23 protein-coding genes are annotated in these 23,735 nt (G+C 66.3%); 7 read left to right on the plus strand and 16 right to left on the minus strand.

The genetic code is table 11. The annotated features are described in order from the left end of the window. Positions 1 to 40: 40 nt before the first annotated feature. The 8 genes from IDT60_RS00785 to IDT60_RS00820 all read right to left on the minus strand — a co-directional run bounded on the left by IDT60_RS00785 (position 41) and on the right by IDT60_RS00820 (position 10,224). Positions 41 to 724 (minus strand): N-acetylmannosamine-6-phosphate 2-epimerase, encoded by a 684-nt coding sequence (locus tag IDT60_RS00785; protein WP_191080512.1) that lies wholly within the window; start codon positions 722 to 724, stop codon positions 41 to 43. A 28-nt stretch (positions 725 to 752) separates the two neighbouring features. After that, complete coding sequence (locus tag IDT60_RS00790) at positions 753 to 1,700, minus strand: ROK family protein (protein WP_191080513.1); 948 nt, start codon at positions 1,698 to 1,700, stop codon at positions 753 to 755. Between the two features lie 34 nt (positions 1,701 to 1,734). Next, positions 1,735 to 2,652: a dihydrodipicolinate synthase family protein gene (locus IDT60_RS00795; RefSeq protein WP_191080514.1), complete on the minus strand. Its 918-nt coding sequence runs from the start codon at positions 2,650 to 2,652 to the stop codon at positions 1,735 to 1,737. A 37-nt stretch (positions 2,653 to 2,689) separates the two neighbouring features. Beyond that, positions 2,690 to 3,496, minus strand: a complete 807-nt coding sequence (locus IDT60_RS00800) for an ATP-binding cassette domain-containing protein (RefSeq protein ID WP_191080515.1) — start codon at positions 3,494 to 3,496, stop codon at positions 2,690 to 2,692. After that, a complete protein-coding gene (locus IDT60_RS00805; RefSeq protein WP_191080516.1) occupies positions 3,493 to 5,628 on the minus strand; it encodes a dipeptide/oligopeptide/nickel ABC transporter permease/ATP-binding protein in 2,136 nt (711 codons plus the stop codon). Before IDT60_RS00805 ends, IDT60_RS00800 begins: the two co-directional genes overlap by 4 nt. Before the next feature lie 3 nt (positions 5,629 to 5,631). Continuing rightward, positions 5,632 to 6,588 carry an ABC transporter permease gene (locus tag IDT60_RS00810; protein ID WP_167525093.1) on the minus strand — a complete coding sequence of 319 codons (957 nt, stop codon included), beginning with the start codon at positions 6,586 to 6,588 and terminating at the stop codon, positions 5,632 to 5,634. Positions 6,589 to 6,701: 113 nt separating this feature from the next. Continuing rightward, entirely contained in the window at positions 6,702 to 8,324 is a 1,623-nt protein-coding gene (locus IDT60_RS00815) for an ABC transporter substrate-binding protein (protein WP_191080517.1), read from the minus strand. A 184-nt stretch (positions 8,325 to 8,508) separates the two neighbouring features. After that, a complete protein-coding gene (locus IDT60_RS00820) occupies positions 8,509 to 10,224 on the minus strand; it encodes an exo-alpha-sialidase (RefSeq protein ID WP_191080518.1) in 1,716 nt (571 codons plus the stop codon). 66 nt (positions 10,225 to 10,290) lie between these two features. Between IDT60_RS00820 and IDT60_RS00825 the strand changes: the two genes are divergently transcribed. After that, complete coding sequence (locus IDT60_RS00825) at positions 10,291 to 11,229, plus strand: carbohydrate kinase (protein ID WP_191080519.1); 939 nt, start codon at positions 10,291 to 10,293, stop codon at positions 11,227 to 11,229. Positions 11,230 to 11,256: 27 nt separating this feature from the next. Here the strand turns inward: IDT60_RS00825 and nhaA are convergent, their stop codons facing one another. After that, a complete protein-coding gene (gene nhaA, locus IDT60_RS00830) occupies positions 11,257 to 12,600 on the minus strand; it encodes a Na+/H+ antiporter NhaA (protein ID WP_191080520.1) in 1,344 nt (447 codons plus the stop codon). A 145-nt stretch (positions 12,601 to 12,745) separates the two neighbouring features. Between nhaA and IDT60_RS00835 the strand changes: the two genes are divergently transcribed. Next, on the plus strand, positions 12,746 to 13,432 hold the full coding sequence (locus IDT60_RS00835) for a DNA alkylation repair protein (RefSeq protein WP_191080521.1): 687 nt from the start codon (positions 12,746 to 12,748) through the stop codon (positions 13,430 to 13,432). Positions 13,433 to 13,547: 115 nt separating this feature from the next. Here the strand turns inward: IDT60_RS00835 and IDT60_RS00840 are convergent, their stop codons facing one another. The 3 genes from IDT60_RS00840 to IDT60_RS00850 form a co-directional block, all read right to left on the minus strand. Beyond that, the gene (locus IDT60_RS00840; RefSeq protein WP_191080522.1) at positions 13,548 to 14,117 is read right to left on the minus strand and encodes a hypothetical protein; all 570 of its coding nucleotides are present in this window, start codon (positions 14,115 to 14,117) and stop codon (positions 13,548 to 13,550) included. A gap of 119 nt (positions 14,118 to 14,236) precedes the next feature. After that, the gene (locus IDT60_RS00845; protein WP_191080523.1) at positions 14,237 to 14,380 is read right to left on the minus strand and encodes a hypothetical protein; all 144 of its coding nucleotides are present in this window, start codon (positions 14,378 to 14,380) and stop codon (positions 14,237 to 14,239) included. Positions 14,381 to 14,558: 178 nt separating this feature from the next. Further along, a complete protein-coding gene (locus IDT60_RS00850; protein WP_191080524.1) occupies positions 14,559 to 15,737 on the minus strand; it encodes an ABC transporter substrate-binding protein in 1,179 nt (392 codons plus the stop codon). 214 nt (positions 15,738 to 15,951) lie between these two features. Here IDT60_RS00850 and IDT60_RS00855 point away from each other — a divergent pair, with 214 nt between their 5' ends. From IDT60_RS00855 to IDT60_RS00865, 3 genes are all read left to right on the plus strand, one after another. Continuing rightward, a complete protein-coding gene (locus IDT60_RS00855; RefSeq protein ID WP_191080525.1) occupies positions 15,952 to 16,770 on the plus strand; it encodes an HAD family hydrolase in 819 nt (272 codons plus the stop codon). Positions 16,771 to 16,873: 103 nt separating this feature from the next. Further along, complete coding sequence (locus tag IDT60_RS00860; protein ID WP_164203156.1) at positions 16,874 to 17,122, plus strand: hypothetical protein; 249 nt, start codon at positions 16,874 to 16,876, stop codon at positions 17,120 to 17,122. Between the two features lie 86 nt (positions 17,123 to 17,208). After that, positions 17,209 to 17,955, plus strand: coding sequence for a glycerophosphodiester phosphodiesterase (locus IDT60_RS00865; RefSeq protein WP_191081767.1), 747 nt, complete (start codon positions 17,209 to 17,211; stop codon positions 17,953 to 17,955). Positions 17,956 to 17,996: 41 nt separating this feature from the next. On the opposite strand, the gene IDT60_RS00870 is transcribed toward IDT60_RS00865, so the two are convergent. Continuing rightward, positions 17,997 to 18,395, minus strand: a complete 399-nt coding sequence (locus IDT60_RS00870) for a hypothetical protein (protein WP_191080526.1) — start codon at positions 18,393 to 18,395, stop codon at positions 17,997 to 17,999. A 143-nt stretch (positions 18,396 to 18,538) separates the two neighbouring features. Here IDT60_RS00870 and IDT60_RS00875 point away from each other — a divergent pair, with 143 nt between their 5' ends. Further along, positions 18,539 to 18,739 (plus strand): DUF6480 family protein, encoded by a 201-nt coding sequence (locus IDT60_RS00875; RefSeq protein WP_191080527.1) that lies wholly within the window; start codon positions 18,539 to 18,541, stop codon positions 18,737 to 18,739. A gap of 25 nt (positions 18,740 to 18,764) precedes the next feature. Here IDT60_RS00875 and IDT60_RS00880 read toward each other — a convergent pair whose 3' ends face one another. The 3 genes from IDT60_RS00880 to IDT60_RS00890 form a co-directional block, all read right to left on the minus strand. Then, positions 18,765 to 19,817 (minus strand): EAL domain-containing protein, encoded by a 1,053-nt coding sequence (locus tag IDT60_RS00880; protein WP_223883836.1) that lies wholly within the window; start codon positions 19,815 to 19,817, stop codon positions 18,765 to 18,767. Between the two features lie 175 nt (positions 19,818 to 19,992). Continuing rightward, complete coding sequence (locus IDT60_RS00885) at positions 19,993 to 21,537, minus strand: bifunctional diguanylate cyclase/phosphodiesterase (RefSeq protein WP_191080528.1); 1,545 nt, start codon at positions 21,535 to 21,537, stop codon at positions 19,993 to 19,995. Positions 21,538 to 21,557: 20 nt separating this feature from the next. Continuing rightward, a complete protein-coding gene (locus IDT60_RS00890) occupies positions 21,558 to 23,174 on the minus strand; it encodes an ATP-binding protein (protein WP_223883837.1) in 1,617 nt (538 codons plus the stop codon). Between the two features lie 146 nt (positions 23,175 to 23,320). On the opposite strand from IDT60_RS00890, the gene IDT60_RS00895 reads away from it, so the two are divergent. After that, entirely contained in the window at positions 23,321 to 23,707 is a 387-nt protein-coding gene (locus tag IDT60_RS00895; protein ID WP_191080530.1) for an STAS/SEC14 domain-containing protein, read from the plus strand. The last annotated feature ends 28 nt before the right edge of the window (positions 23,708 to 23,735 follow it).

Consider the following 23,735-nt stretch of genomic DNA (forward strand, 5'->3'; position numbering starts at 1 on the left):
CCCGCCAGCAGGTAGCTGCCGGGGTTCGCAGCCTGTGGTGTCACGTCAAGGCCTCCGCGAACCAGCCGGTGATGGTGGCCGGATGCGTGATGGCTGTTCCGACGACGACGGCGAAGGCGCCCGCATCGAGGCACTGCCTGGCTTGCGCGGGGGTGTGGAGGCGGCCTTCGGCAATGAGCGGCGCACTAAACCCCGCTGCGGCGATCTGCTCGATCAATTCGAGGTCCGGGCCGTCGGTCTTGGGGCGCTCGCCGGTGTAGCCGGACAACGTGGTGCCGATCAGGTCAGCCCCGGCCTCGACGGCGGCAGCGGCGTCGTCGAAGGAGCCGCAGTCCGCCATGACCAGAGCGTGCGATTCGGCGTGGATCCCGGCAACGGTCTGCGCCGGGGTCAGCCCGTCGGGACGCCGGCGGCGGGTGCCGTCGATCGCCACCACGTGTGCGCCGGCGTTCGCCACGGCCAGGGCGTGCCGAAGGGTGGGGGTGATGAAGACGCCGTCGTGCCCGTCCTTCCACAGCCCGATGACGGGAACCTCGACGGCGGTCCGTGTGAACTGCACGTCGGCCAGCCCCTGGACGCGGATCGCCGCAGCCCCGCCAATAACGGCCGATGCGGCCATCTGTCCCGTGGTGCGGGGATCGCGCAGAGGCTCGCCCGGGTACGCCTGGCAGGAAACGATGAGCTGCCCGCGGAGTGCTTCGAGGGCTTCGGGGGTCAGGATCACGGTGAATTCCTCTGGATACGGGAGTGGATTAGGAGTCTGTGGTGAGGACCAGCCGCGCGGCGCCCACAATGGCGGCTGCGTTGCCGAGTTTAGCGGGGAGAACGGGAAGTCCGGCCAAAGCGGGCAGGAGTTCGGCTCGGAGGGCGCGTTCCATCGGGCGCCACCAGGGGGCCCCGGCGTCGGCCAGTCCGCCGGACACCACCACCACTTCCGGGTCCAGGATATTGGCGAGGCCGCCCACAGCCTGGCCGGCCGCGGCGGCGCCCCTGCCCACGGCCTGGATAGCGATTGCATCGCCGTGTCCGGCGTGGCCGAACACGGCCCGCGCGTCGGCTGCAGGTGACGCGCCGCCGAGTCGCAGGTATGCCTCCCGGATAGCGGGACCGGAGGCGATGGCCTCAACATGCCCGGTTCCGCCGCAGACGCAGGGAACAGCTTCGCCATCGTGGAACGCGTACGGCGACGCAAAGTGGCCCACGTGCCCGCCAACGTACCGGTGCCCCAGGACCGGCTGCCCGTCGAGCACAAAACTGCCGCCGACGCCGGTGCCGAAGGCCACCAGGAGCGAACTTGCCGTCCCCGCGGCGGCCCCGTTCCAGGCCTCGCCGGTTGCATGAGCATGGACGTCGTTCACCGCCCGCACGGCCGCCGGATCCAAACCGAGCCGCGACGCCAAGCCAGCCGTCAGCTCCGTTCCGGCCCACCCAAGGATCGCATCAGTCGCCGAAACCACCACGCCGCGCCCGGCATCAATCACACCGGCAGAACCAACACCGACCCCCGCCACCTCCAGGCCCTCTGCTTGAGCCTTGGACATGAGCGAAGAAACCAGCGCCGCCGTAGCATCCAAAATGGCGTCCCCGCCGTCCCGGTTCAGCGTCGGAATGGTCTCCGAAAACAGGACCGTCCCGTCCCCGGAAACAACCCCGGCAGCAGTCTTAGTGCCCCCAAGGTCAACACCGATCGCGTACGTCATTTTCTTCCTCACAGTGCCAACCCAACGCGGCTGACTAGACGAGCCCGTTGCGTTCCAGGATGCCGCGGATTGCTGACGTTTCGTCGTCGTTCAGGGAAAGCATCGGCACGCTCATGGTGTTGGACTCGATGATGCCCATGACCTGGAGGGCGGTCTTGAAGGCGCCGAGTCCTGCCGCGCCGCCGGAGACGCGGCCGTTGGGGGTGTAGACGATCTCGAAGAGGTCGGCGAGGCGGTCCTGTTCGCGGGCCGCGCCTGCCCAGTCGCCGGCCTGGGCGGCGTCGAAGAGGCGCCGGTAGCCGGCCGGGTCCACGTTGCCGAGGCCCGGGACAACGCCCTGGGCGCCGCCGAGAAGGGCGCCGTCCACAACTACTTCGTGGCCGGTGAAGATGTCGAAGTTGGGGATGTCCTTAGCAGCCAGGACCAGCTGGCGGAAGGAGACGTCGTCGCCGGAGGAGTCCTTGACGCCGGCGATCACGCCGTCGCGGCCCAGCCGGACCAGGAGGTCGGTGGGGAGCTTGAAGTGGGTGCGGACCGGGACGTCGTAGGCGAAGATCGGGGTGTCGACGGCGGCGTGAATGGTGCGGAAGTGGGTTTCGGTTTCCGCGGCGTTGCCGATGGCGTAGTACATGGAGGTGACCACGATGGCGTCGGCGCCAAGGTCCACCACCTTGCGCGCCTCTTCGATCACGCGGTTGGTGGTCTGCTCGTTGGCGCCCACGATCAGCGGCACCGCACCCGCGTTGGCGGCGGCGATGGTGCTGACCACCAGTTCACGCTCGGCGTTGGTCATGTAGGGGACCTCGGCGGAGGAGCCCAGGACGAACAGCCCGGCCACCCCGCCGTCGAGCAGGTGCTTGGTGACGTTGGTCAGCGACGCCGTGTCGATGCTGCCGTCGGCGTGGCGGGGGGTGACGACGGGCGGGATGACGCCCTGGAACTGGGTAGACACAGAATTCTCCGTTGGTTGGTACTGATAAAGGGAAGTGTTAGATATGGAGCAGGCTTGGGGCGGCGCCCAGGAGCTTCTTGGTGTAGTCGTTGGTGGGGCTGTCGAAGACCTGTGCGGCGGTGCCCTGTTCGACGATTTTGCCGAAGTACATCACGCAGATGCGGTCGGAGACGTACCGGACGGTCTGGATATCGTGCGAGATGAACACCATGCCGAGGTTCAGCTGGGTTTTCAGGTCGGACAGCAGGTTCAGCACCTGCGCGCGCACCGAAACGTCCAGGGCCGACGTCGGCTCGTCCGCCACGATGATGTCCGGATCCAGCGCCAGGGCGCGAGCGATCGCCACACGCTGGCGCTGGCCGCCGGAAACCTGCGACGGCGTGACCTCGGCCGCGGACTGCGGCAGGCCTACGAGTGCCAACAGTTCCTTGACCTTGGCCGCGCGGGTTGCCGCGGTGCCGATGCCGTGGATCTGCAGCGGGTCGGTGAGGATGTCCTGGACTGTCATGCGCGGGTTCAGGGCCGTGGACGGGTCCTGAAAAACCACGGACACGGAGCGGCCGAATTCCTTGCGCATGTGTGCGTTCCGTTTGATGGCGGGCTTGCCGTGGAAGAGCACGTCGCCCGACGTCGGGGTCTGCAGCCCCACAAGCACTGCCGCGAGCGTGGACTTGCCGCAGCCGGACTCACCCACGATGCCCACGGTCTCGCCGCGGCTGATGCTGAAGTCGACGCCGTCGACCGCTTTGACGATGTTGGGGCGGAACAGCCCGCCGCCACGCGCGTGGTGGTAGACCTTCACGTCCTTGAGCTCGATGACCGGCTTGCCGGTTGATTCACTCACTTTGCATCCTCCTTCAAATGGCTCGCCCAGAAGTGGTCGGCATCCCCGCCCTGTGCGGACGAAACCGCGGTGAGGACCAGCTGCTGGTTGGGATCGGCGTCGGCACGCAGTGAACGGGCGGCGAAGCGGTCGCCCGGGGCGAAGTCGCGCGGGGACGGGACGGTGCCGGGGATCTGGTGCAGCCGGACGGCGTCGGCCTCGATGGAGAGGACAGCGCCGAGCAGGCCGCGCGTGTATTCGTGCCTGGGGTTCTGCAGCAGCTCGGAAGCCTGCGCGGATTCGACCACCTGGCCGGCGTACATCACCGTGATGCGGTGGGCCAGGGAGGCCACCAGGGCAAGGTCGTGGCTGACGAACACCATGGCGAAGCCGAGCTGCTCACGCAGTTCGTTGAGCAGGTCCACAACCTGCTTCTGGACGGTGACGTCCAGGGCGGTGGTGGGCTCATCGGCGACGACGATCTTCGGCGAGCGGGACAGGGCCATGGCGATCAGGACACGCTGGCGCTGCCCGCCGGAGAGCTCGTGCGGGTAGCTGGCGAGTGTCCGGACCGGATCAAGCTTGACCAGTTCCAGCAGCTCCGCCGGGGTCTTCCGGCCGCCGCGCTTGGTCAGCTGCGCCATCTGGTCCTTGATCTTCATGGACGGGTTCAGGGAGCTCAGGGCGTCCTGGTAGACCATGGCGATCTGCTCGCCGCGCAGGCCCTCGTAGGCCTTGACGCTGCTGTGCTTCGTGGCCGGATCGAGGAGTTCCTTGCCGTCGAACCTGATGGACCCGGTGACCACAGCGGTCTTGGGCAGCAGGCCCATGACCGCGAGGGACGTGATGGACTTGCCGCAGCCGGATTCGCCCACCAGGCCCATGGTTTCGCCTTCGCGGACGGTGAAGGAGACGTTATCCACGATCGCGGTGTCGCCGAAGCGGCCGGGGAAGCGGATGGACAGATTCCTGACCTCCAGGACGTTGCGGGCATCCGCCGGGACCTGGGGGAGGCGGTCGGTGCGCTTGGCCTCGATGGCTGCGAGCAGTTCCAGTTCCCTGTCCAGCAGCAGGTGCGGGTTGGCCGTCGCCAGCTTCGGATCGGAGAGGATGGCGGACTCGGTGTAGCGCTCCTCGGTGAGGACGTCGCCGTAGGCGGCGCGGACGCCGTCGAGCTCGTGCTCCTCCACCACCGAGGGCTGGGCAACCGAGGTGGCCACCTCAGTGTCAACGGCGGCACCCACCGCAGCGCCGGACACGGCGGCTGCGGTGCCGTCGTCGTCCTTCACAACGGGTGCCTTGCGCAGCTTCGGGTTCACCATGGCATCGGTGAGGCCCTCGGCGAGGATGTTCAGGGACAGCACGGTGAGCAGGATGGTGAGGCCGGCGAAGGTGGTGGCCCACCAGCCGCCGGACAGGACCAGGTTGCGGCCGTAGGAGATCACGTTGCCCCAGGACGGTGCGGGGTCCTGGACGCCGGCGCCCAGGAAGGACAGCGAGGCTTCGAGGATGATGGCGTCGGCCACCATCACGGTGGCGAACACCAGCACCGGGGCGGCGGTGTTGCGGACGATGTGCTTGAGCAGGATGTAGAAGCGGCCGGCACCGATCACGCGCTCGGCACGGACGTAGTCTTCGCCGTACTGGGAGAGCACATTGGCGCGGACCACGCGGGCCAGCTGCGGCGTGTAGATGATGGCAATCGCGATGATGATGGTCGGAACCGAGTTGCCGAACGCGGCCAGCAGCACCGCGGCCAGGGCGATGCCCGGGAACGCCATCAGGATGTCCATCAGGCGCATGATCAGTTCGTTCACGGCCTTGCTGGAGGTCGCGGCCAGGGAGCCCAGGAGGGCACCTGCCAGGATGGCGAGGAGGACGGCGCCGAGGCCGATCATCAGCGAGGACTGCGCGCCGAAGAGGATGCGGGAGAAGATATCGCGGCCCAGGCGGTCGGTGCCGAAGAAGTGCTCGGCGCCGGGCGGGGTGGCCGGGATGAAGGTTTCCAGCGGATCGTGCGGGGCGATAACCGGGGCGAACACGGCCGCGAGCACAATCGTGATGAGGAAGAGGAGGGCGATGCGGGAGCCCCACGGGAGGGCCTTGAAGCGGATGCCCGGGGCACTCAGCCGTTCAGCAAGCTTGCTGCGCATGAGCTATACCGTCCTGATTCGGGGGTTGATGAGCAAGTACAGGAGGTCCACCACGATGTTCACCAGAACGAAGGTGACGGAGATGGTGAGCACCACGCCCTGGACCAGGTTGACGTCCAGGTTGGTGATGCCGTTGAGGATCAGCTGGCCCATGCCGGGCAGGGCGAAGATCATTTCAATCACGACGGCGCCGCCGAGCAGGTAGCCCACGCGCAGTCCCAGCACGGTCACCGGAGTCACCAGTGCGTTGCGGAGGACGTTCTTGGAAACGACCTCGCGGTAGGGGACGCCGTTGCCGATGGCGGTGCGGACGTAGTCCCGGTCCAGTTCCTCCACCATCGAGGTGCGGACCACGCGGATCAGCGAGGCCGAGACAGGGATGCCGAGCGCGAGGGCGGGGAGTGCCATGGAGTTCAGCCAGCCGCCGAAGCCGGATTCCGGCGTCGCGATGCCGCCCGAGGGGAACATCGGGCTGGCGCCCAGGGCGAACCACTGGATCAGCAGGATGCCCAGCCAGAATGACGGCGTGGCGATCGCGGCGATCGAGAAGACCCGGACCAGCTGGTCCTGCCACTTGTCGCGGTAGAGGGCGCCGAGGATGCCGAACGTCAGGGACAGGACGATGGCGATGAGGACGCCGAGGAAGGTCAGCTGGAGCGTCAGGGGGAACGCGGAGCCGATCATCGAGGCCACTGATTTGGCCGGCGGGGTGGTGACGCCGAGGTCGAACTGCAGCAGCTTGCCGAGGAAGCTGACGTACTGGAGGACCAGCGGATCGTTAAGGCCGTTCTCCTGGCGGTACTGCTCTTTCGCCTCTTCTGAGGCGCCATCGCCGAGCGCGGAGCTGGCCTGGTCGCCCGGGGCGGCTTGCAGGACGAGGAAGACGAGCAGTGTGATGCCCAGGATCATCAATGGCAGTGCTGCGAGTCTGCGGCCGAGCAGACGCAATATCGTGACCAATTTGTTCTCCGGTGTGTTGGGGTGCTGCAGTTCAAAATGGTGCGAGGCCTGCTCGGCGCTGTTCCCCGGGGGATGAGGGGCGCAGGGCAGGCCTCGCAACGGAAGGGGGCTGCTTAGGAGGTGCGTCCGACGTCGATGAACGACATGCCGGTGGTGGGCAGCGGCTTGAAGCCGTTGAGCTTCTTGTCGTCCCAGGCGGAGGGCAGCTGGCGGTGGAAGATCGGGTAGAGGGGGAGTTCGTCGGAGACGAGGTCCACAATTTCGCCGGTGATCTTCTTGGCGTCAGCTCCGGAAGCCTGGGAGCCCTTATCCATCAGTTCCTGCAGCTTGGTGCGTTCCGGGGCGGTCCAGTAGGCGCGCTTTTCCATCCAGGTGGCGCCCGAGTAGAACCAGCTCAGAAGCAGGTCTGCGTCGTTGCCGAAGACTGACGGGTCGCCGGGGGCGGCAACCACGGAGTAATCGCCGGCGCCGACACGGTCCGTGTACAGGGCGCCGGACTGGATGCTCTTCACGGTGACCTTCACGCCCGGGATCTTGTTCCAGGACTCGAGGATCAGCGGGGCGACGTCCTTGACCCAGGCGGTGTCGGTGGTCAGCAGCTCGAACTCGAGGTTGGTGACGCCGGCTTCCTTGAGCAGGTCCTCAGCCTTTTTGGCGTCGTAGCCGTAGACGTTCTTGGCCTTGACGTAGTCCGGGTGGCCTTCCTGGAAGTAGGAGCTGGCGGGCTTGGCGTTGCCGAACAGGGCCTTCTTGATGATGGCGTCCTTGTCCAGGCCGTAGTGCAGGGCCTGGCGGACCAGCTTGTTGTTGAACGGTGCCTTGTTGCAGTTGAACATCAGGAACATGAGCCCGAAGGACTGGACTGATTCAACCTTGACCCTGGACTTGAGGCCGTCGATGTCCAGATAGGGAACGTCTTCGATGGCCTGGACGCGGCCGGACTGGACGGCGGTGACGCGGGCTGCGGCGTCGGAGAGCAGGAGCCAGGTCATGCCCTTGGCCAGTGCCGGCTTGGGGCCGTTGTAGCCGGCGAAGGCTTCGAAGACGATCTTGTCGTCCTTGACGGCGGAGATCAGCTTGTAGGGGCCGGTGCCGACGGGCGCGGCGTCGAAGGCCTTGAGGTCCGTGGCCAAGGCCTTGGGGACGACCTTGACCACGGAGATGCGGGGGCCGAAGCCGGGGAACGCGTACTTCAGGGTGAACTCGACCGTCTTGGCGTCGACGGGCTTCACGTCCTGGATGAACGGGATGAACTGCGAGAACAGCGACTTGTTGGCCGGGTCCATCACGCGGGTGAAGGAGAAGGCCACGTCCTCGGTGGTGACCGGGGTGCCGTCGTGGAACGTGGCACCGTCGCGGATGGTCACCTGGTAGGTGGTGTCGTTGACCTTCTTGGGGTCTGCCGCGGCGAGGGCGTTGTACGGTTCGCGGGTGGCCGGGTGCAGTTCGATGAGGCCTTCGAAGATGTGCAGGTTGGCGGCCATCGGCGTGGCGCCGGAGGAGCTTAGCGGGTCGAAGCCGGTGGAGAGGGCGTAGGAGATGCCCGCCTCGATGGTGAGGTCCTTGTTCACTGCAGCGGCGCTCGCGGAGCTTCCGGTGGTGGTGGGGGCCGGGCTGCCGCAGGCGGCAACTGAGGCGGTGAATGCTGCGGCGGCACCCATGGCGCCGGTCAGCTTGAGGAAGTTCCGGCGGCTGGCGTCATTGACCAGCGGCAGATTCTTGGTGATGTTGTTCATTAAAGCCTCGCCATTCCAGAAGGTTTATCGGATGTAGGACGTCCGAGCTCGTAGGATGACTGTAAGTCGCATCACAGCCTCCCGTCAAGCGCCGCCCCCGCCCTCCCGCGCGACGCTCTCTCACTTAATGCGGGTTTTTCCCGGACGCTCTCTCTTTTAATGTGGGTTTTGGGCGGACGCTCTCTCAGTCCGACGTGCTGACGCGCCCCGTGCGGGTGTCAAAGCTGAACGCCCGACGGCGGCGCACGGCTGTGGTGCCGCGCGTGGCGGTCACGTCGAACACCACGTCCGCGCTGCCGAGTGCCACGTCCGCCTCGGTGACGGTGTAGCCCGGAGTGAAGTAGAGGGCTTCCTCGCCGGGGCCCAGATCCGCTGGGGCGAAGGCGTCCGCGCCGGGTCCGGACAGCCGGGCGCCCGTCAGCAGCGAGGGTCCGTCGTTGCGGGCGCGGCCGGTAAAGGCAAGGATGTCGCCGGTTTTATAGCCCGGAATAATGGGGCCGTAGTTGAGGTCCTGCGCTTCCCGGGTACCGATCACCTGAGCCGCTTCGGCCGTGTAGCCCTGGCCGATTTCCTTCCAGGTGTGCACGCCCCATTCGTCTCCGCCGGCCGGCATCACGTAGAAGTCGCCCGCGTTTTGCCAGACAGGCGGACGGCAGGGGGTGATGGAGCGGAGCTCCATGTCGAAGACGAGGGCGTCCTCGCCAGGCAGAGAGCCCTCACCGTCGGCCGCGCCGGTGCTTGAAAGGCCCCCGCTGAGTTGCCCGGTGAGCTGCCCGGTCAACTGCCCCGCGGGAACGGACGCAAACACAATCTCCCGGTAGCCCTGCCGCTCATACAGGACGCCGATGTTGCCGTCCGGAAGACGGGCGGCCGTCGAATAGGCCGAGCTTCCCGGGCACAGCACCAGCTTGGCCGGCCAGCTGCGCCCATCGTCAGTGGACAGGCTCAGGACCGTGTTCCGTCGCAGGGCCGTGTCGTGGTTGTTCGTGGCCAGCAGCCACGAACCGGTCTCTTCCCCGGCAAAAGAGGTCACCGAAGGCCGGCCGTCGAAGCGGACCAGGGAACCGTTGTCGCCCGGGTCCGGGAGGTCCTCAATGGGGACCAGCGCACTCCAGGTGGCGCCGCCGTCGTCGGACGTTGCGGACAGTCGGCGCGGTGTACCGCGGCTGTGGAGGAGAAGCCGGCCGTCCGCGAGGGCGGCAACCTTGTTTTCGTTCGGGCTGAAGCCGTGGGTGCCGGCGCCGATCAGCTCCCCGAGCGTCCAATTCTCGCCATGGTCGTCGCTGAAAGCGGACGCGGCCATGATCCCGCCGCCGGCAAGGACCACAAACTGCTGCACCAGCCGGCCGCTGAAAGGCCCTGTGTGGACCTGGATGCCCTGGCCCGCCGCCGCAAAGATCCCGGTGATGACGGGCTCATCCGGGCGCACCGGCGGCCGGAGCTTGAGCTGGGCGGTGATCCGGCGGTGCTGCCAGGTCAGGCCGTCGTCATCGGAAAAGCTAAGGTCGCAGTGCTGGACCTGGTCGTCCGGCTCCAGTCCGGGCGCGGCCTCGAAAAAGCCGGCGCACGTTCCGGCCGCGTGGAACATGAATATCCGGCCGGTGTCCACGTCCACCAAGAGGCTGGGATCGCCGTAGCCGTTGAGGCCGCCGCCGGTCCGCACCACCTGCTGGGGCCCCCACGTCCTGCCGTTGTCGGTGCTGCGCCGGAGCAGGAGGTCGATCGGGTTGGGCAGGTCGTCGAGGTTGGGGCGGCCGTCATAGGCAGCCAGGACGGTGCCCTCCCGCGAGACGGCGAGTGCGGGGATCCTGTATTGGCGGTAGCCGCCGGCGCCCCGGACTGCGAGCACGTGTTCGACGTCGGGCACAGCGGCCGCCATCGGCAGGACATGGGATGTCATATCTCTATGGTAGGTGATGAGTAACAAACCTGCGTGGCCAGGCCGCTTCTCTGGCAGAGTATGACCATGCTCACTGTAATTGGCGAGGGCCTTGTTGACGTTGTCCAGCGCGCCTCCGGAATCGAAGCCCATGTAGGCGGCAGCCCGCTCAATGTTGCGGTGGGACTGGCCCGCCTCGACCACCCGGTGCAGTTCATCGGCCGCTACGGCCGCGATGCCTATGGGGACGCGGTTGCCGCCCACCTGCGCACCAGTTCGGTGATGCTGCCGCAGGGCCCCGACGAATTGCCTACCAGCGTGGCCACGGCACTGATAGACGACGACGGCGCCGCCACCTACACGTTCGACCTCGCCTGGGAGCTTCCCCACCTGGCCGACCGGCTCGCCTTTATGCTGCAGGGCACCACGCTGCTGCATACCGGATCCATCGCCACCATGCTGGCGCCGGGCGCGACGGCGGTGCTCGCCGCCGTCGAGTACGCCCACCCGTCCGCCACCATCAGCTTCGACCCCAATTGCCGCCCCAGCATCATTACCGATGTGGACTATGCGCGGAAGCAGGCGGAGAAGTTCGCGTCTCTGGCGGATGTAGTTAAGGCCTCGGATGAAGACTTGGAATGGCTGTACCCGGGCGTGGATCCGCTGGACTCGGCCCGCCGCTGGCTGTCCCTGGGCGGTGAGGAAGGGCCGGCGGTGGTGGTGGTGACCCGGGGCGCGGCCGGTCCGTGGGGGATCACCGCCGCGGGCGAGACGGCATGTCCCGCGCCGGACGTCGAGGTCGCTGACACCGTTGGCGCCGGCGATTCCTTTATGGCTGCGCTGCTCTCCGGCATCGTTGACCGCGGCCTGGATGGCGCGCAGAACCGAAAGGACCTGCGTGAGCTTCCGGCCGAGGGGCTTGCCGAGCTCCTTGCCCACGCTTCACGCGCGGCCGCCGTCACCGTCTCCAGGCCCGGCGCCAACCCGCCCACACGGGCCGAACTGAACGCGGTTCCCGAGGAGTAAGCGCGGAGTCGCGGCTCCTGCGCCCTTTTAGGGGCGCCGGTCAGCCTGGTAGACGTCAGGGATGCCGTCGTGGTCGGAATCGACGGCTTCCTCGGCTTCCGCGATTCTGTATTGGCGGTTTCGTGTGCTCAGGACGATGGAGGCAAGGGCGGCTGCGAGCAGTGACGCCGTGAGGATGCCAACCTTCGCATGGTCGTCATACAGGCTGCCGTGTCCGAAGCTCAGCTCGGCTACGAGCAGGGAGACAGTGAAGCCGATTCCGGCCAGCAGGGACACGCCAAAAATGTCGATCCACTTGAACGACTTGTCGAGGGACGCCCTGGTTGCCTTGGTGAGGACCCACGTGGTTCCCAGGATGCCGGCCGGCTTGCCCAGGACGAGCGCAAGGATGATGCCCACCGCCACCGGGTCGGTGAGCGCAGAACCGAGGCCTTCCCAGCCGCCGACCGAGACGCCGGCCGAGAAAAAGGCAAAGACGGGGACGGCAATACCCGCAGAGATCGGCCGGAACCGGTGTTCGAAGATTTCGGAAAGGCCGGGGCCGGCGGCCGGACCGCCGCTTGCCTTGGACCGGATCACCGGCACGGCGAATCCCAGCAGCACCCCCGCCACCGTGGCGTGGATACCGGACGCGTGTACCAGCGCCCAGGTGGCCACTCCCAAAGGAAGCAGGATGACCCAGGCAGCGGCGGCCCTGGTGCCGAAGAAGCGTCGGTACTTCTGGGCCAGGAAGGTATAGAGGGCCAAAGGAACCAACGCGAACAGCAGCGGTCCCGCCTGGATGTCGCTTGAGTAGAACACTGCGATGATGCTGATCGCTATCAGGTCATCCACAACGGCCAGCGTCAGCAGGAAGATCCGGAGAGCGCTGGGGAGGTGTGACCCGATAATGGCCAGTACTGCCACAGCGAAGGCTATGTCCGTGGCCGTGGGAATGGCCCAGCCCCGCAGCGTTTCCGGGCTGGCAGCATTAACCACGGCATAAATCACGGCGGGGATGGCCACACCTCCCGCTGCCGCCGCGATGGGCACAATTGACGTGCTGAACCGGCGGAGGTCACCGGCAACGAATTCGCGCTTGAGTTCAAGACCCACCAGGAAAAAGAAAACAGCCAGCAGGCCGTCCGCTGCCCACGCACCCAGGCTCAACTCCAGATGCCAGGGCTCATAGCCGACCCGGTAGTCCCGTAAGGAGAAATAGCTTTCCGAGGCGGGAGAGTTTGCCCAGATCAGGGCAATGATGGCGCCTGCGACGAGCAACGCCCCGCCGACGGTTTCTTTCCGGAGAATCTCGCCAATTCTCAACGATTCGGCGTAACTTCCCCGTCCGAAGACGGAAATGCGGGGTGGAGTACGGCGGTTTTGGCTCACAGGAGGCGTCCTTAAGTAGGCTCGACAAAATCATGCCGACCAGACTTCCCGGCTCACCTCCATCCAGTCTACCTGCGGGACCCGTTGCGCTTTCGGCGGCGTGCCCGTCGTAGGCTGAAGTCCACACGATGGACAGGAGACCGAGGTGGACCGGACGACGGCAGCGGCAGGGACGACGTTGGATGAGGTGTTGGCCGAGTTGGCAGCGCTCGAAGACCCGAGGGCCCGTGAGGTGAACGCCAAACACGGCGACGACCACGGGGTAAACCTCGGCAAGCTGCGGGCAGTGGCCAAGAGGCTGAAGACACAGCAGGACCTCGCGCTTGAGCTGTGGGCCACCGGGGACACAGCAGCCCGGCTGCTGGCCCTGCTGATCTGCCGGCCGAAGGCGTTCGATAGTGCTGAGCTGGACGCCATGCTGCGCCAGGCGGGGACGCCCAAAGTGCAGGACTGGCTGGTGAACTATGTTGTGAAGAAGAGCCCGCACGCCGAGGCCCTGCGTGAGCTCTGGTTCACCGACCGGGATCCGGTGGTGGCCAGTGCCGGCTGGGCTCTGACCAGCGACCGTGTGGTGAAAAAGCCCGAGGGCCTCGACCTGCCGGGACTCCTGGACATCATCCAGGCGGAGATGCAGGCCGCCCCGGACCGGCTGCAGTGGGCCATGAACCATTGCCTGGCGCAGATCGGCATTGAGCACGCCGGGTACCGGGCCCGCGCCCTGGACATCGGGGAGCGCCTGCAGGTGCTCAAGGACTACCCGACGCCGCCGAACTGCACCTCTCCATTCGCGCCCTCCTGGATCACCGAGATGGTGAAGCGGCAGCAGCAATAGGGGGTTGGCTGATCGAGCGGCGAGCTCTCGGCGCTAAGACCGGCGCTTAGCGCCGAGAGCTCGCCGCTCGACGGGCCTGGCGTACTGCCCCTCGGCCCGACGCCCCCTCAGCCCGTCAGCTCTCAAGCGGTTCGGGCGGGGTGAGCCCGCGGAAGGGTTCGAGGCGGGACTCGAACTCGTTCCGGTCTTCAGCGGCGAGCAGGCCATTTGCCCCGTAACTCAGTGCCACGGTGTTTAGCTGCCACTGGGATCCCTGGGGCGGCCGGAGCCGGTCAGCGAAGGTGCCGTTTGTATCCTTTGACAGATCCTGGAACCGGACGGAAAGCCACTGACCGGCAGGACCGGGTGCCATCCCGGAAACGATGACCTGCTTGTCCGGGGTGAGCCCGCCCAGGTCCCGGATGCGGTCTTCCGAAGACCAGCGTTCCAGGCCATTGATTTCCGGTGCCGAATAGCCGTACCGGCTGCTGACTTCCCCGATGATGCTGAGTGCACGCTGCTTGTCGGCCCACGCCTGCGGCACGGATGTGCTCTGGGATTCCGGCCCGTTCACATTCGTGAGCAGCGACCGGCCTCCGAAGTGGTTCTCGATTGGCCTGTTGAACGGGCTGGCATCAGCATCAGCCGGCGGAGCCCATTCAAGCCCGAACTCGGCCGACAGGGCGAGCTCAATCTCAGCAATCATGGCCTGTCCGGCCTCGAATCCCTCCTGGGGCGTCGGGCCCTCCAGGACCTGCTGCGTATCAACCCCGGCCAGGCCCGGGTAGTCGCGCCAGTAGACGGTACGCTCACTGCCGTCTGCGTTTAGGCCACTGTTGTCCGACCGGTGGCGTCCTCAAACATGTGCTGCCCGATGACGACAGCCGGGACCGCAGCCAGCGCCACAACAACGAGGACCACACCCACGATCCACCAGCGGCGATGGCCGTGCGGCTTGAACTGTGACATCTAAGCAGTACCCCCATACTGTCGTTGCCGACGACACTACACTGACGCTACAGGGGCACGCCCGGCACCCGGTCCGGCGCCGGATATTTCGAGCGGCGAGCTCTCGGCGCTAAGACCGGCGCTTGGCGCCGAGAGCTCGCCACTCGACGGGCTTGGCCGGCCCGAGGGGTGTCGGAGCCTACTCCTTGCCCAGCCCGGCCGCCGAGGTCTTCTCTCCGGTGACTTCGTTCAGGGCCGCGAGGTCGAAGATGCCGTTGATGTCAGCCTGCTTGGTGGTGCCCGCCTCCACACCGTCCTTCAGCAGCTTGGGGTAGGTTCCGGCCAGCGGATCCACGGTAAAGACGATGTTCTGCAGGGACCGCTCAATCACGTCGCCCTTGAGCTCGGCTCCGGCTGCTTCCTTGAGTGCCGCGTTGATGACGGTGGCCTTCTCGCCGGCGGCCGCCCCATTCAGCCACTCGACTGACTTCACGTGGCCGCGGAGGAGGGCCTTGACCGTGTCCGGGTGGTCGGCGGCGAACTTCTTGTTGACAATCAGGATGGTGGTGGGGAATTCGCCGGCCTTGCCGGAGAGCGAACCGTCCCAGAGGTCCTTTTCATCCACCAGCACCTTCGCTCCGGCGGTCAGCACCAGGCGGGACGCCCACGGTTCCGGCAACCACGCGCCGTCGAGCTTTCCGTCCTGGAACAGCTTCAGGGTCTGCGCATTTTCGGTGGGGTTGATGGCGACGTCGCCGCTGCCGTCAACGTTGGTTTTGTACCCCTGCGAAGACAGCCACGCGCGGAGCGCCACGTCCTGCGTGCCGCCAAGCTGCGGTGAGGCCAAGGTTTTTCCGCGGAGGTCAGCGGCCGAGGTGATCTCCGGCTTGACCACCAGCTGAGCACCTCCCGCAGCCGCGCCGGCGATGATGTTCACCGATTCCCCGCCGCTCTTGACGAAGGAGTTGATGGCAGGGTTCGGGCCGATGTACGTGGCGTCGATGGCACCGGCGTTCAGGGCCTCGATCGCGGCAGGCCCGGCGTTGAAGACCTGCGTGCTGAGCTTGGTCTCGCCCAGTTCGTCAGCGATGTGACCCTGGCTGACGCCCACAAGGGCGGGGGCGTGGGTGACGTTGCCGAAGTAGCCCAGTTTCAGCTCGGCGGCGGCATTGCCCGGAGCCGCAACGGACGCGGCAGGTGCGACAGCGTTGTTGTTGACGGCCGAGGCCACGGCAACGCCGCCGCCGATCAGGGCCAGGACGCCGGCCACAATGCCGACTTTCAGGCCCAGCGGCCGCTTCGGAGTTGCTGCCTGCCCGGCCACAATACGGGTGGAAGCCGGCTGGTTTTGCGGACTGTGGTCGTGGGGATTGCTCACTGGAATTCCTTTGCTGGGGGAGGTGTTGAAAAGAGATTACGGACGGCCCTGACCCGCCACAACGGTTCCGGACACGGGCGTTCACCGGACGTAGCGCAGGCTCAATACGGCGCCGCGGAGAGTAAGAAAACGTCTCGGGACGACACCAACGAACCCTCCGCCCAAGCCAAAGCCGCCGGTTCGGCCTGCCCGCCGCCCCACGTAGACTGACAGCATGCGGCTGGTAGCAAGTGATATTGACGGAACCATCCTTGGGCACGATGGAAAGATCAGTGACCGCACCATCCGCGCCTTCCACGCCTGCCGGGACGCCGGCATCGAACTCGTCTTTGTCACCGGCCGTCCGCCGCGCTGGCTCCACCCCCTTGAGGAACAGCTGGGCCACACCGGCACTGTCATCTGCTCCAACGGCGCCGTGGTGTGGGACCTCGAAGCGGACCGGCTGGTCTCCGCCCAGGCCCTGAATCTGGATGCCGTGCGGGAAATCCGGCGGATCATCAAGGGCCTGCGCCCGGCCGCGCTGTTCGCCGCAGAGACCCTCACCGGGTTCCACCTGGAGCCGGGCTTCATCGAGAACGGCTCCAGCGAACTGCTGTCCGAGTTCACCCCCGCCCCGTTGACGGACACGCTGACCGCGGAAGACGCCGTCGTGAAGTTCCTTGCCATCGTCCGGGAGGGCACCCCGGACGACTTCCTCGCGGCCGTGCGGCCCGCCGTGGCGCACCTGGCCTACGCAACGCACTCCGCCCCCAGCGTTGCCATGCTGGAACTGTCCCTGCCCGGGGTCAACAAGGCCGTCACCCTGGCTGAGTACGCCAAGTCCCTCGCCATCGACGCCGACGATGTGGTGGCCTTCGGTGACATGCCCAATGACGTCGAGATGCTGCGCTGGGCCGGCCACGGGTACGCCATGGCCAGTGGTCACCCGGCAGCCATCCGCGCCGCAGGGCAGCAGGCGCCGCATTTCGACGACGACGGCGTTGCCCAGGTCCTTGAGGCACGGCTCGCAGCGCTGGGGCTGGAATTCTCCTGACCCGGCACGCACGCCGGTCTTCACAGCTTCCGCTCACCTGACGTTCACTTTCACGCCCTAAAGTGGGCCGTGGATATTCTCATCCACAGCTTGAGGGGAAGTTATGGCAAAGAACGGCAACCAACGCGCGGCCGACGCACCGCTGCGGCCGGCAGAACCGGCCGCCCACTGGAAAGCGCTGAAAGAAGGCGACCGCGTGCGGGTTTTCCTTAGCCCCGGTTACGAAACCGGCGGACTCGTGGACGCCAAAACCTCGGACCACACCGCCATCTGGGTGGATCTCGACGACGGACGGGGCCGCACCCTGCTGCACTGCAGTGACGACGTGGAGATTGTGCTGCAGGAGGCGTAGTGGGCCGGTTCCGGTACGCTCACAGCGTGACCTGGCCCTACTTTGAAACGTCCGGCGATGCTTCGCGTCCCACGCGCCCCGTGGCCATGGCCCACCGGGGATTCTCCCTGGATGGCCTCGAAAACTCGATGGCCGCCTTCCGCGCCGCCGTCGATCTCGGGTACCAGCATCTCGAAACGGATGTCCACACCACGTCCGACGGCGTCCTGCTGCTCTTCCACGACGACACCCTGGAGCGGGTCACCGACGGCCGCGGCCGCATCTCCGACCTGACGGCCGCCGAGGTGGCAGCTGCCCGGATCGGCGGACTCGAGCCCGTCCCGCTGTTCGATGAGCTGCTCACGGCGTTCCCGCACGCGCGGATGAACCTGGACGTCAAAGACCGGGACTCCATCCGCAGCCTCGCCGCCGCCATTGAACGGCACGGGGCCCACGACCGGGTCCTGGTGGCAAGTTTTTCGGACCGCCGACGCCGGGCGGTGCTGAGACTGCTGAGCCGGCCGGTTGCGTCCTCGGCGGGGGTGGTGACGAACGGACTGTTCGTCCTGCTCGGCCCGCTGCTTCCGGCCGGCCTGCTGCGCCTTGTGCTTCGGCGCCCGTTGCGCGATGTCCAGGCGCTGCAGGTTCCGGTCCGCCACGGTGTCGTCCCTGTGGTCACGCCGGGCTTCGTCCGGCGGGCGCACCGCCTCGGCCTGGTGGTCCATGTCTGGACCATCAACGGGCCCGCAGAGATGCACAGGCTGCTGGACCTCGGCGTGGACGGGATCGTGACGGACCGGGCGGATTTACTCAAGCAGGTGCTGCAGGAGCGGGGCGAGTGGCCGGGCAGTTGACCGTGCCCAGCGCCCGCCGTTGGCACCCCCGCCAACCCGGGTCAGCCGCGGCCAAGCCCCGTGGACGGGTCTTCGTCGCCCTCTCCCGGATCGGCGCGAAGCTCGCCTGGATCGCCTTCCGGCAATCCTGCCGGGCCCGGAACGTCGCGGGGAGCATCAGGCGTTCCGGTGGCCTCGGAATCTGTGGTCCCGCGTTCGTTGGCGGACGAGACAGGGTTGGCGGACACCGGTCCGGTGGCACTGCCGGGTTTCAGGCCAGGAGCCTTCTCCTTCTCGGCTTCCATGGCATTGGAACCCTCGCTGATCGATGAGTGCACTTCAACGTCGCTGTTGGGATCCGTTGGCTCCGGGACGTCTGTGCCCTCAGTTGGTTTGGAGGTACCTGCCAGGTCCTCCATCGCGTTCTCGGCCGCTTTGCTGATGCTGTCGCCAATGCCCATCAGACCGCTCCTTCCTGAAAATGAGAGCCCGGCGCTACCGAATGAATTCCCGCCGGAGCCTATCCTCCAGAATTATCAGCATGCTTACAATTAGTCCAGAGCTGGGGAAGAGCCGCAGCCGACCCGAGGAAGGAACCGGTCCCATGAGCAGCAGCCAACCGGAAGAAAACCCTGCAGCGTCAGTAGAGGAGCCCCGTCCGCCTGCGAAGGACTCCGCGGGCTCGGCCAACCCGGACCCTGCGGAGGGGAACGTTACCGGCCTGGAGCCCGGCGGGGGAGTGCCGCCGGGTGAGACTCCCCCCATGGAGGACCAGATGAGCGGCGATCAGGGGCACGATGAGTAACACAGCTTCGCAGGTCCGCGGCTGATCAGCGCCGGTCAGCTCCGCCGTGGCCCGGGAAGGCGTGCCCGGTTTCGGAAGCGGTGAGGTGCCGAAGTTCGTCCGGATCGAGGGGAGTGTTCCAGGACTCCCAGTCCTTCGGCCGTACTGAGGGCCGGCCGAGCAGGTAGCCCTGGCCGGCGCTGAAGCCCAGCTCGGTCAGGACACGCAGTTCATCGGCGGTTTCCACGCCTTCCGCCACCAGGACAGTGCCGAGCTGCGTCCCGAAATCCACCATGCAGGCGGCAACGGCCCGCTGGGAGGCGTCCCGGTCCACACCGCTGATCACGCTTCTGCCCAGCTTGATAAAGTCCGGGCGGAGGTGGAGCATCCGGCTCAGGGTGCCGGCGCTGGAGTGCGAATCGTCGATGGCGATACGCAGCCCGCGGTCCCGCAGGGGAGTAATTGCGGAAATGAAATGCGAGTATTGTTCGTCGGGAATTCCGTCGGTCAATTCCAGCACAATGCGGTCTATCGGCAACTCGATGTGGTCAAACAATTCAGGCAGCCGTGGATCGAGGCAGGACGTGGGGGAGATGTTCATGGCGACATAAAGGTGCGCCGGGAGATTTGCGGCGGCTGACGCTGCTGAGCCGAGAGCGGAGAATTCCAGGTTGGCGCCAAGTCCAACGGCGGCAGCTTCGGCAAACCATAGTTCGGCGCCGGCGCCGTCGTCACTGACAAACCGCGACAATGCCTCTACGCCCACCACGGTTTTGGAGTCCAGGCCATAAATCGGCTGGAAAGCCGTCATGAGCATTTGCTTCTCCAGCAGCGCGCTGATCCGTGAGAGGCTCCGCAGCGAGTCCAGCCGCTCAACCAGTTGTGGCGGCATGGCGTTCATGGGCTGAGGAAAGCGTGCTGCGTCAACAGCGCCTTCTTGTGCGGCGTCCAGCTGGCGCCGCTCCAAAAGGTATTCCAGCAACGCCCGTTCCGGCACGCCCGGGTTTTCGCCCAGGCGGTCGCTAAGGCGTTGGCGGATAGCTGCCCCTGCAGGATCCGAATCCGCCAATACGGCAGCGATAACTCCCCATGCTTGCACCCGAACAGTCATTAGCAACGCCCCCCAGTGACGAAGTAACGGCCCATTGGCCATTTTATTTTCAAATTTCCAGACGCCTTCGGAATTTGCTGCGTGATGTGGCCGGTCCCCTGGCCGCGGCGAATAGAATGCCGCATGTTGATCGTATATCGCTACGGCCCAAAAGCGCAGCCCCTCAACGATTATCCGTAATTACTTCCCCTGCGGCCTCGGCCAGCAGCCCGCGCATCTGTTCGGGCGGAACCGGCTTACTGAAGTAATATCCCTGCGCACTGAGGCAGCCGAGGTTCCGCAGCTGCTCGGCTTGCTCGGCGGTCTCCACACCTTCCCAGACAGCCTCCAGCCCGCAGGCCCGCACAAGCTGCAGAACTGCCGCCACCAGTGCCGGCTGGCTGGGGTCTGTCCCAAGACCCTCAATCAGTGAACGGTCCACCTTGACCCGGTCCACAGGCAGCCGGCGAAGATAGCTGATGGAGGAGTAGCCTGTGCCGAAATCGTCGATCTCGATTCCCACACCGAGTCCGCGGAGGCCGCCCAGCGAGTAACGGTCCAGTTCATTCCCCCTGACGATGGCCACTTCCGTCAGTTCCAGGACCACCTGCTCCGGCCGGACACCGGTCTCCTTGAGCACCCCCCGGACGTCTTCGATGAACTGCAGGCTCTGCAAATCTGTTGCCGAGATGTTGATCCGGACGGAAAACGTACTGTCCACCACTGCCTCGTCGATCCAGTGCCGCAGCTGGCCCACAGCCGTGGTGAGCACCCACAGCCCCAGCTCCGAGATCAGCCCGGCGTCCTCGGCGAGGGGGATGAACTCGTCCGGCATGATGAGCCCGCGCGTGGGGTGCTGCCAGCGGACCAGCGCTTCGACGCCTTCGATCCGCCCGGTTTCAAGCTCAATGACCGGCTGGTAATGGAGCACCAGGCCCTCGCCCTTGACGGCGGCCCGCAGGTCATCAAGCAGTTGGCTGCGGAGCCGGCGGACCAGCAGGAGCCCCGGCTCGAACACATGGAGCCGGTTCTGGCCCTCGGCCTTGGACGCGTACATCGCAACGTCGGCCTCCATCAGCAGGTCCTCCGCCGACCCGCCGGCTTCCCCGACGCTGAGCCCAATGCTCGCTCCGCAGCGGATGGTCCGGTCGGGCAGGTCAATCGGCTCCTTTAGGGCGGCGAGGATGCGTTGACCTACGACGGCGGCCTGGTCCGCTCCTGTGGCAGGCATAACGACGGCGAACTCATCCCCGCCCAGCCGGGCCACAACGTCGGTGGTCCGGACAGCGTCGCGGATCCGCCTGGCGACAGTGATCAGCACCTGGTCCCCGGCATCATGGCCAAGGGTGTCATTGATGGATTTGAAGGCATCGAGGTCCAGGAGCAATGCCACGGGCTGGCTGGCAGCCCCGCCGTCGTCGTCCTGGGCGGACTTGATTGCGGCCAGGAGCGCGGACCGGTTGGCAAGGCCGGTGAGGGGATCCTGCATGGCCATCATCTGCATTTCCCGGTGGGCTTCATGGAGGAGCTGCGTCCGGTCCTCAACGCGCTGTTCAAGTTCCTCGTAGATGATCTGCAGGTCCTCAGCCAGGAGGTTGGTGCCCATGATGATGGCATCGAGTTCGTCCCGGGCCGGTGAGACTTCAATCCGCGATTGGAGGTCGCCGGAGGCAAGCCGGACTATGCCCTCCAAAAGTTGGGACAGCCTGGGGTCATCGTCCGCGAACATGTGTCCTCCTCTCCGGGGGTTCAGGGATTCTGCGATGCCCGGGCGGTGAGCGGGAGTGCGACTGTGACCGTTGTGCCGTGCCCCAGTTCCGACGCCACCTCGATGCGCCCGCCGTGGCGGTCGACGATGTCCTGCGTGATGGCCAGTCCCAGGCCGGTACCGGGCACCGCCCCGGACATGGCATTTGACGCGCGATAGAAGCGGGTGAAGATATGGGCTATCTCGTCGCTGGAGATCCCCATGCCCGTGTCTGAGACGCTAATGACCGCCCAGCGGCTGCCGTCCGATTCCGTGTTCGAGCGGCTGGCGACGTCGATCCGGCCGCCGCTTGGCGTGAACTTGATGGCGTTGGAGACCAGGTTGGTGAACACCTGCTGCAGCTGGACTTCATCCGCCATGATTTCCGGATTGTCAGCCGAGGGTGCGAGGGCGATGGTGACGTTCTGCAGCTTCGCGAGCGGCGTGAGTGCGGCGGTGACAATCCCCAGTGTCCGGTCCAGCCGGAACGGTGTCAGCTGCAGGGGGCTTAGCTCATGCCCGTTGCGGGAAACGCTCAGCATGTCTTCGATCAGCAAGCGCAGCCGTTCGGTGTTCCTGACCACGATGTCCAGCATTTGATGGACCTCCGTGGACACAGGGTCGGAAGTGTTCTCCTGGATCATGTCCAGGTACGCCATGATGGAGGTCAGCGGGGTGCGGAGCTCGTGGTTGACCGTGGCAAGGAAATCGGTCTTGGCTTTGTCCAGCTGCCGGAGCTGCTTGACCACCTGCTGCTGGCTGGTGATCAGGTGGCTCTGGATCAGGCCGTGGGCGGCGTTGCCAGCCACGTGCTGGATCAGTCCGAGCTCGGCCCGTGACCATTCCCTCGGCGAGTCCAGCAGCGCAATCCAGATGATGCCCAGCGACGAGCTCCCCTCACCCATCGCGACGGCCACGGACGCCGCCGCGCCGAGCGAGGCAAGTTCCGGGGGCAGTACGACGTCGTTACTGCCGCCCTGCACCAGCGCAGCTTCCGCGGTCAGGGACTCCGCCCGTGACCAGAGGAGATCAGCGGCCGTGCGTGCGTCGTCCACGTCCGCGAACAGGGTTTCAGGCAGTGGCGCGAGCCGGGAACGGTGCCACTGGGCGGTAATGCGCGGCACCCTGTAGTCGTCGAACGTGGTCAGCCAGACCCGGTCCGCGCCGAAAGTCTCCCCGAAGCCTTTCACCACAAAGTCGGCGATCAGCTGGGGATCGTTGGTTCCGCGGATTGCCGCGGAGACGTGGCGGAGCCTTTCCCGCAGTGCCTCCGCTTCCTGGCGTGCCTCCGCCCGGCGGGAAACCAGGTTGATCAGGGCCGTGGCGCGGGGCACCAGTTCCTTGCCCGAGGGCGGCTTGGCCACGCAGTCCCGCACGCCGGCATGCTCCACGGCCTTGACTTCCGCGGGATTGTCCAGGTCTACGAGCACCAGCACGGGAGCGGCGGCGTCGATGTCCGAAAGAGAACTGTCCAGGACGAGTACGGAGGGCTCACCGTCTTCGAGCAGGGCGCTGAGGCCGGCGGCGCTGCCGGCGGTGCGGACGGTGAAGCCCCCGGCTTCCAGGGCTGCCGCGCTGAAGTCCCGGCGGCCGGCGTCGGGGTCTGCAACAACGGCCACGTATGGCACAGTCGCAACATGTGGCGTGTCCGTAGGCAACCCCGTCCCCCTCGCTGTTGATTTAGTACCGGATCAGTCCTGAATGAGTACATTGTAGGGTGACGGGGCACACCTGGTGCTTATAAAAGATCTGCGGAGGGGTAATAGTGACGAGTCAGCCTCCTGAAGCTGCCAAGGCGGATCTGACACTGGACGCGCAGGGTGTTGTCCAGTTGAAGTGGCCGCGCGGGGTGTCCATCTCACAAGTTGACGCCGAGGCAGCGATGCGCGGCGTGAATGAACTGTGCGGGGAGCTGCGCCATCCCATGCTGGTGGACATGGCCACCACGGCGCAGGTCAGCCGCGGTGCCCGGACCGTCTTCGGCAGGCCCTGCCAGGCGTCCCGTATTGCGCTGCTGGGCTCTTCCCCGGTTGACAAGGTCCTGGCTAACTTCATCCTTGGCCTGAACAAGTTGCCCTGCCCCACGCGTTTCTTTACAGCCAGGGATGAGGCGATGGCCTGGCTGCGGAAGGGTCAGCCGGAGACAGCCTGACCGCAATCAGTCCCGCACGCAGGCCGCA

The sequence above is a fragment of the Pseudarthrobacter sp. BIM B-2242 genome (assembly GCF_014764445.1).
Taxonomy (GTDB): Bacteria; Actinomycetota; Actinomycetes; order Actinomycetales; family Micrococcaceae; genus Arthrobacter; species Arthrobacter luteus_A.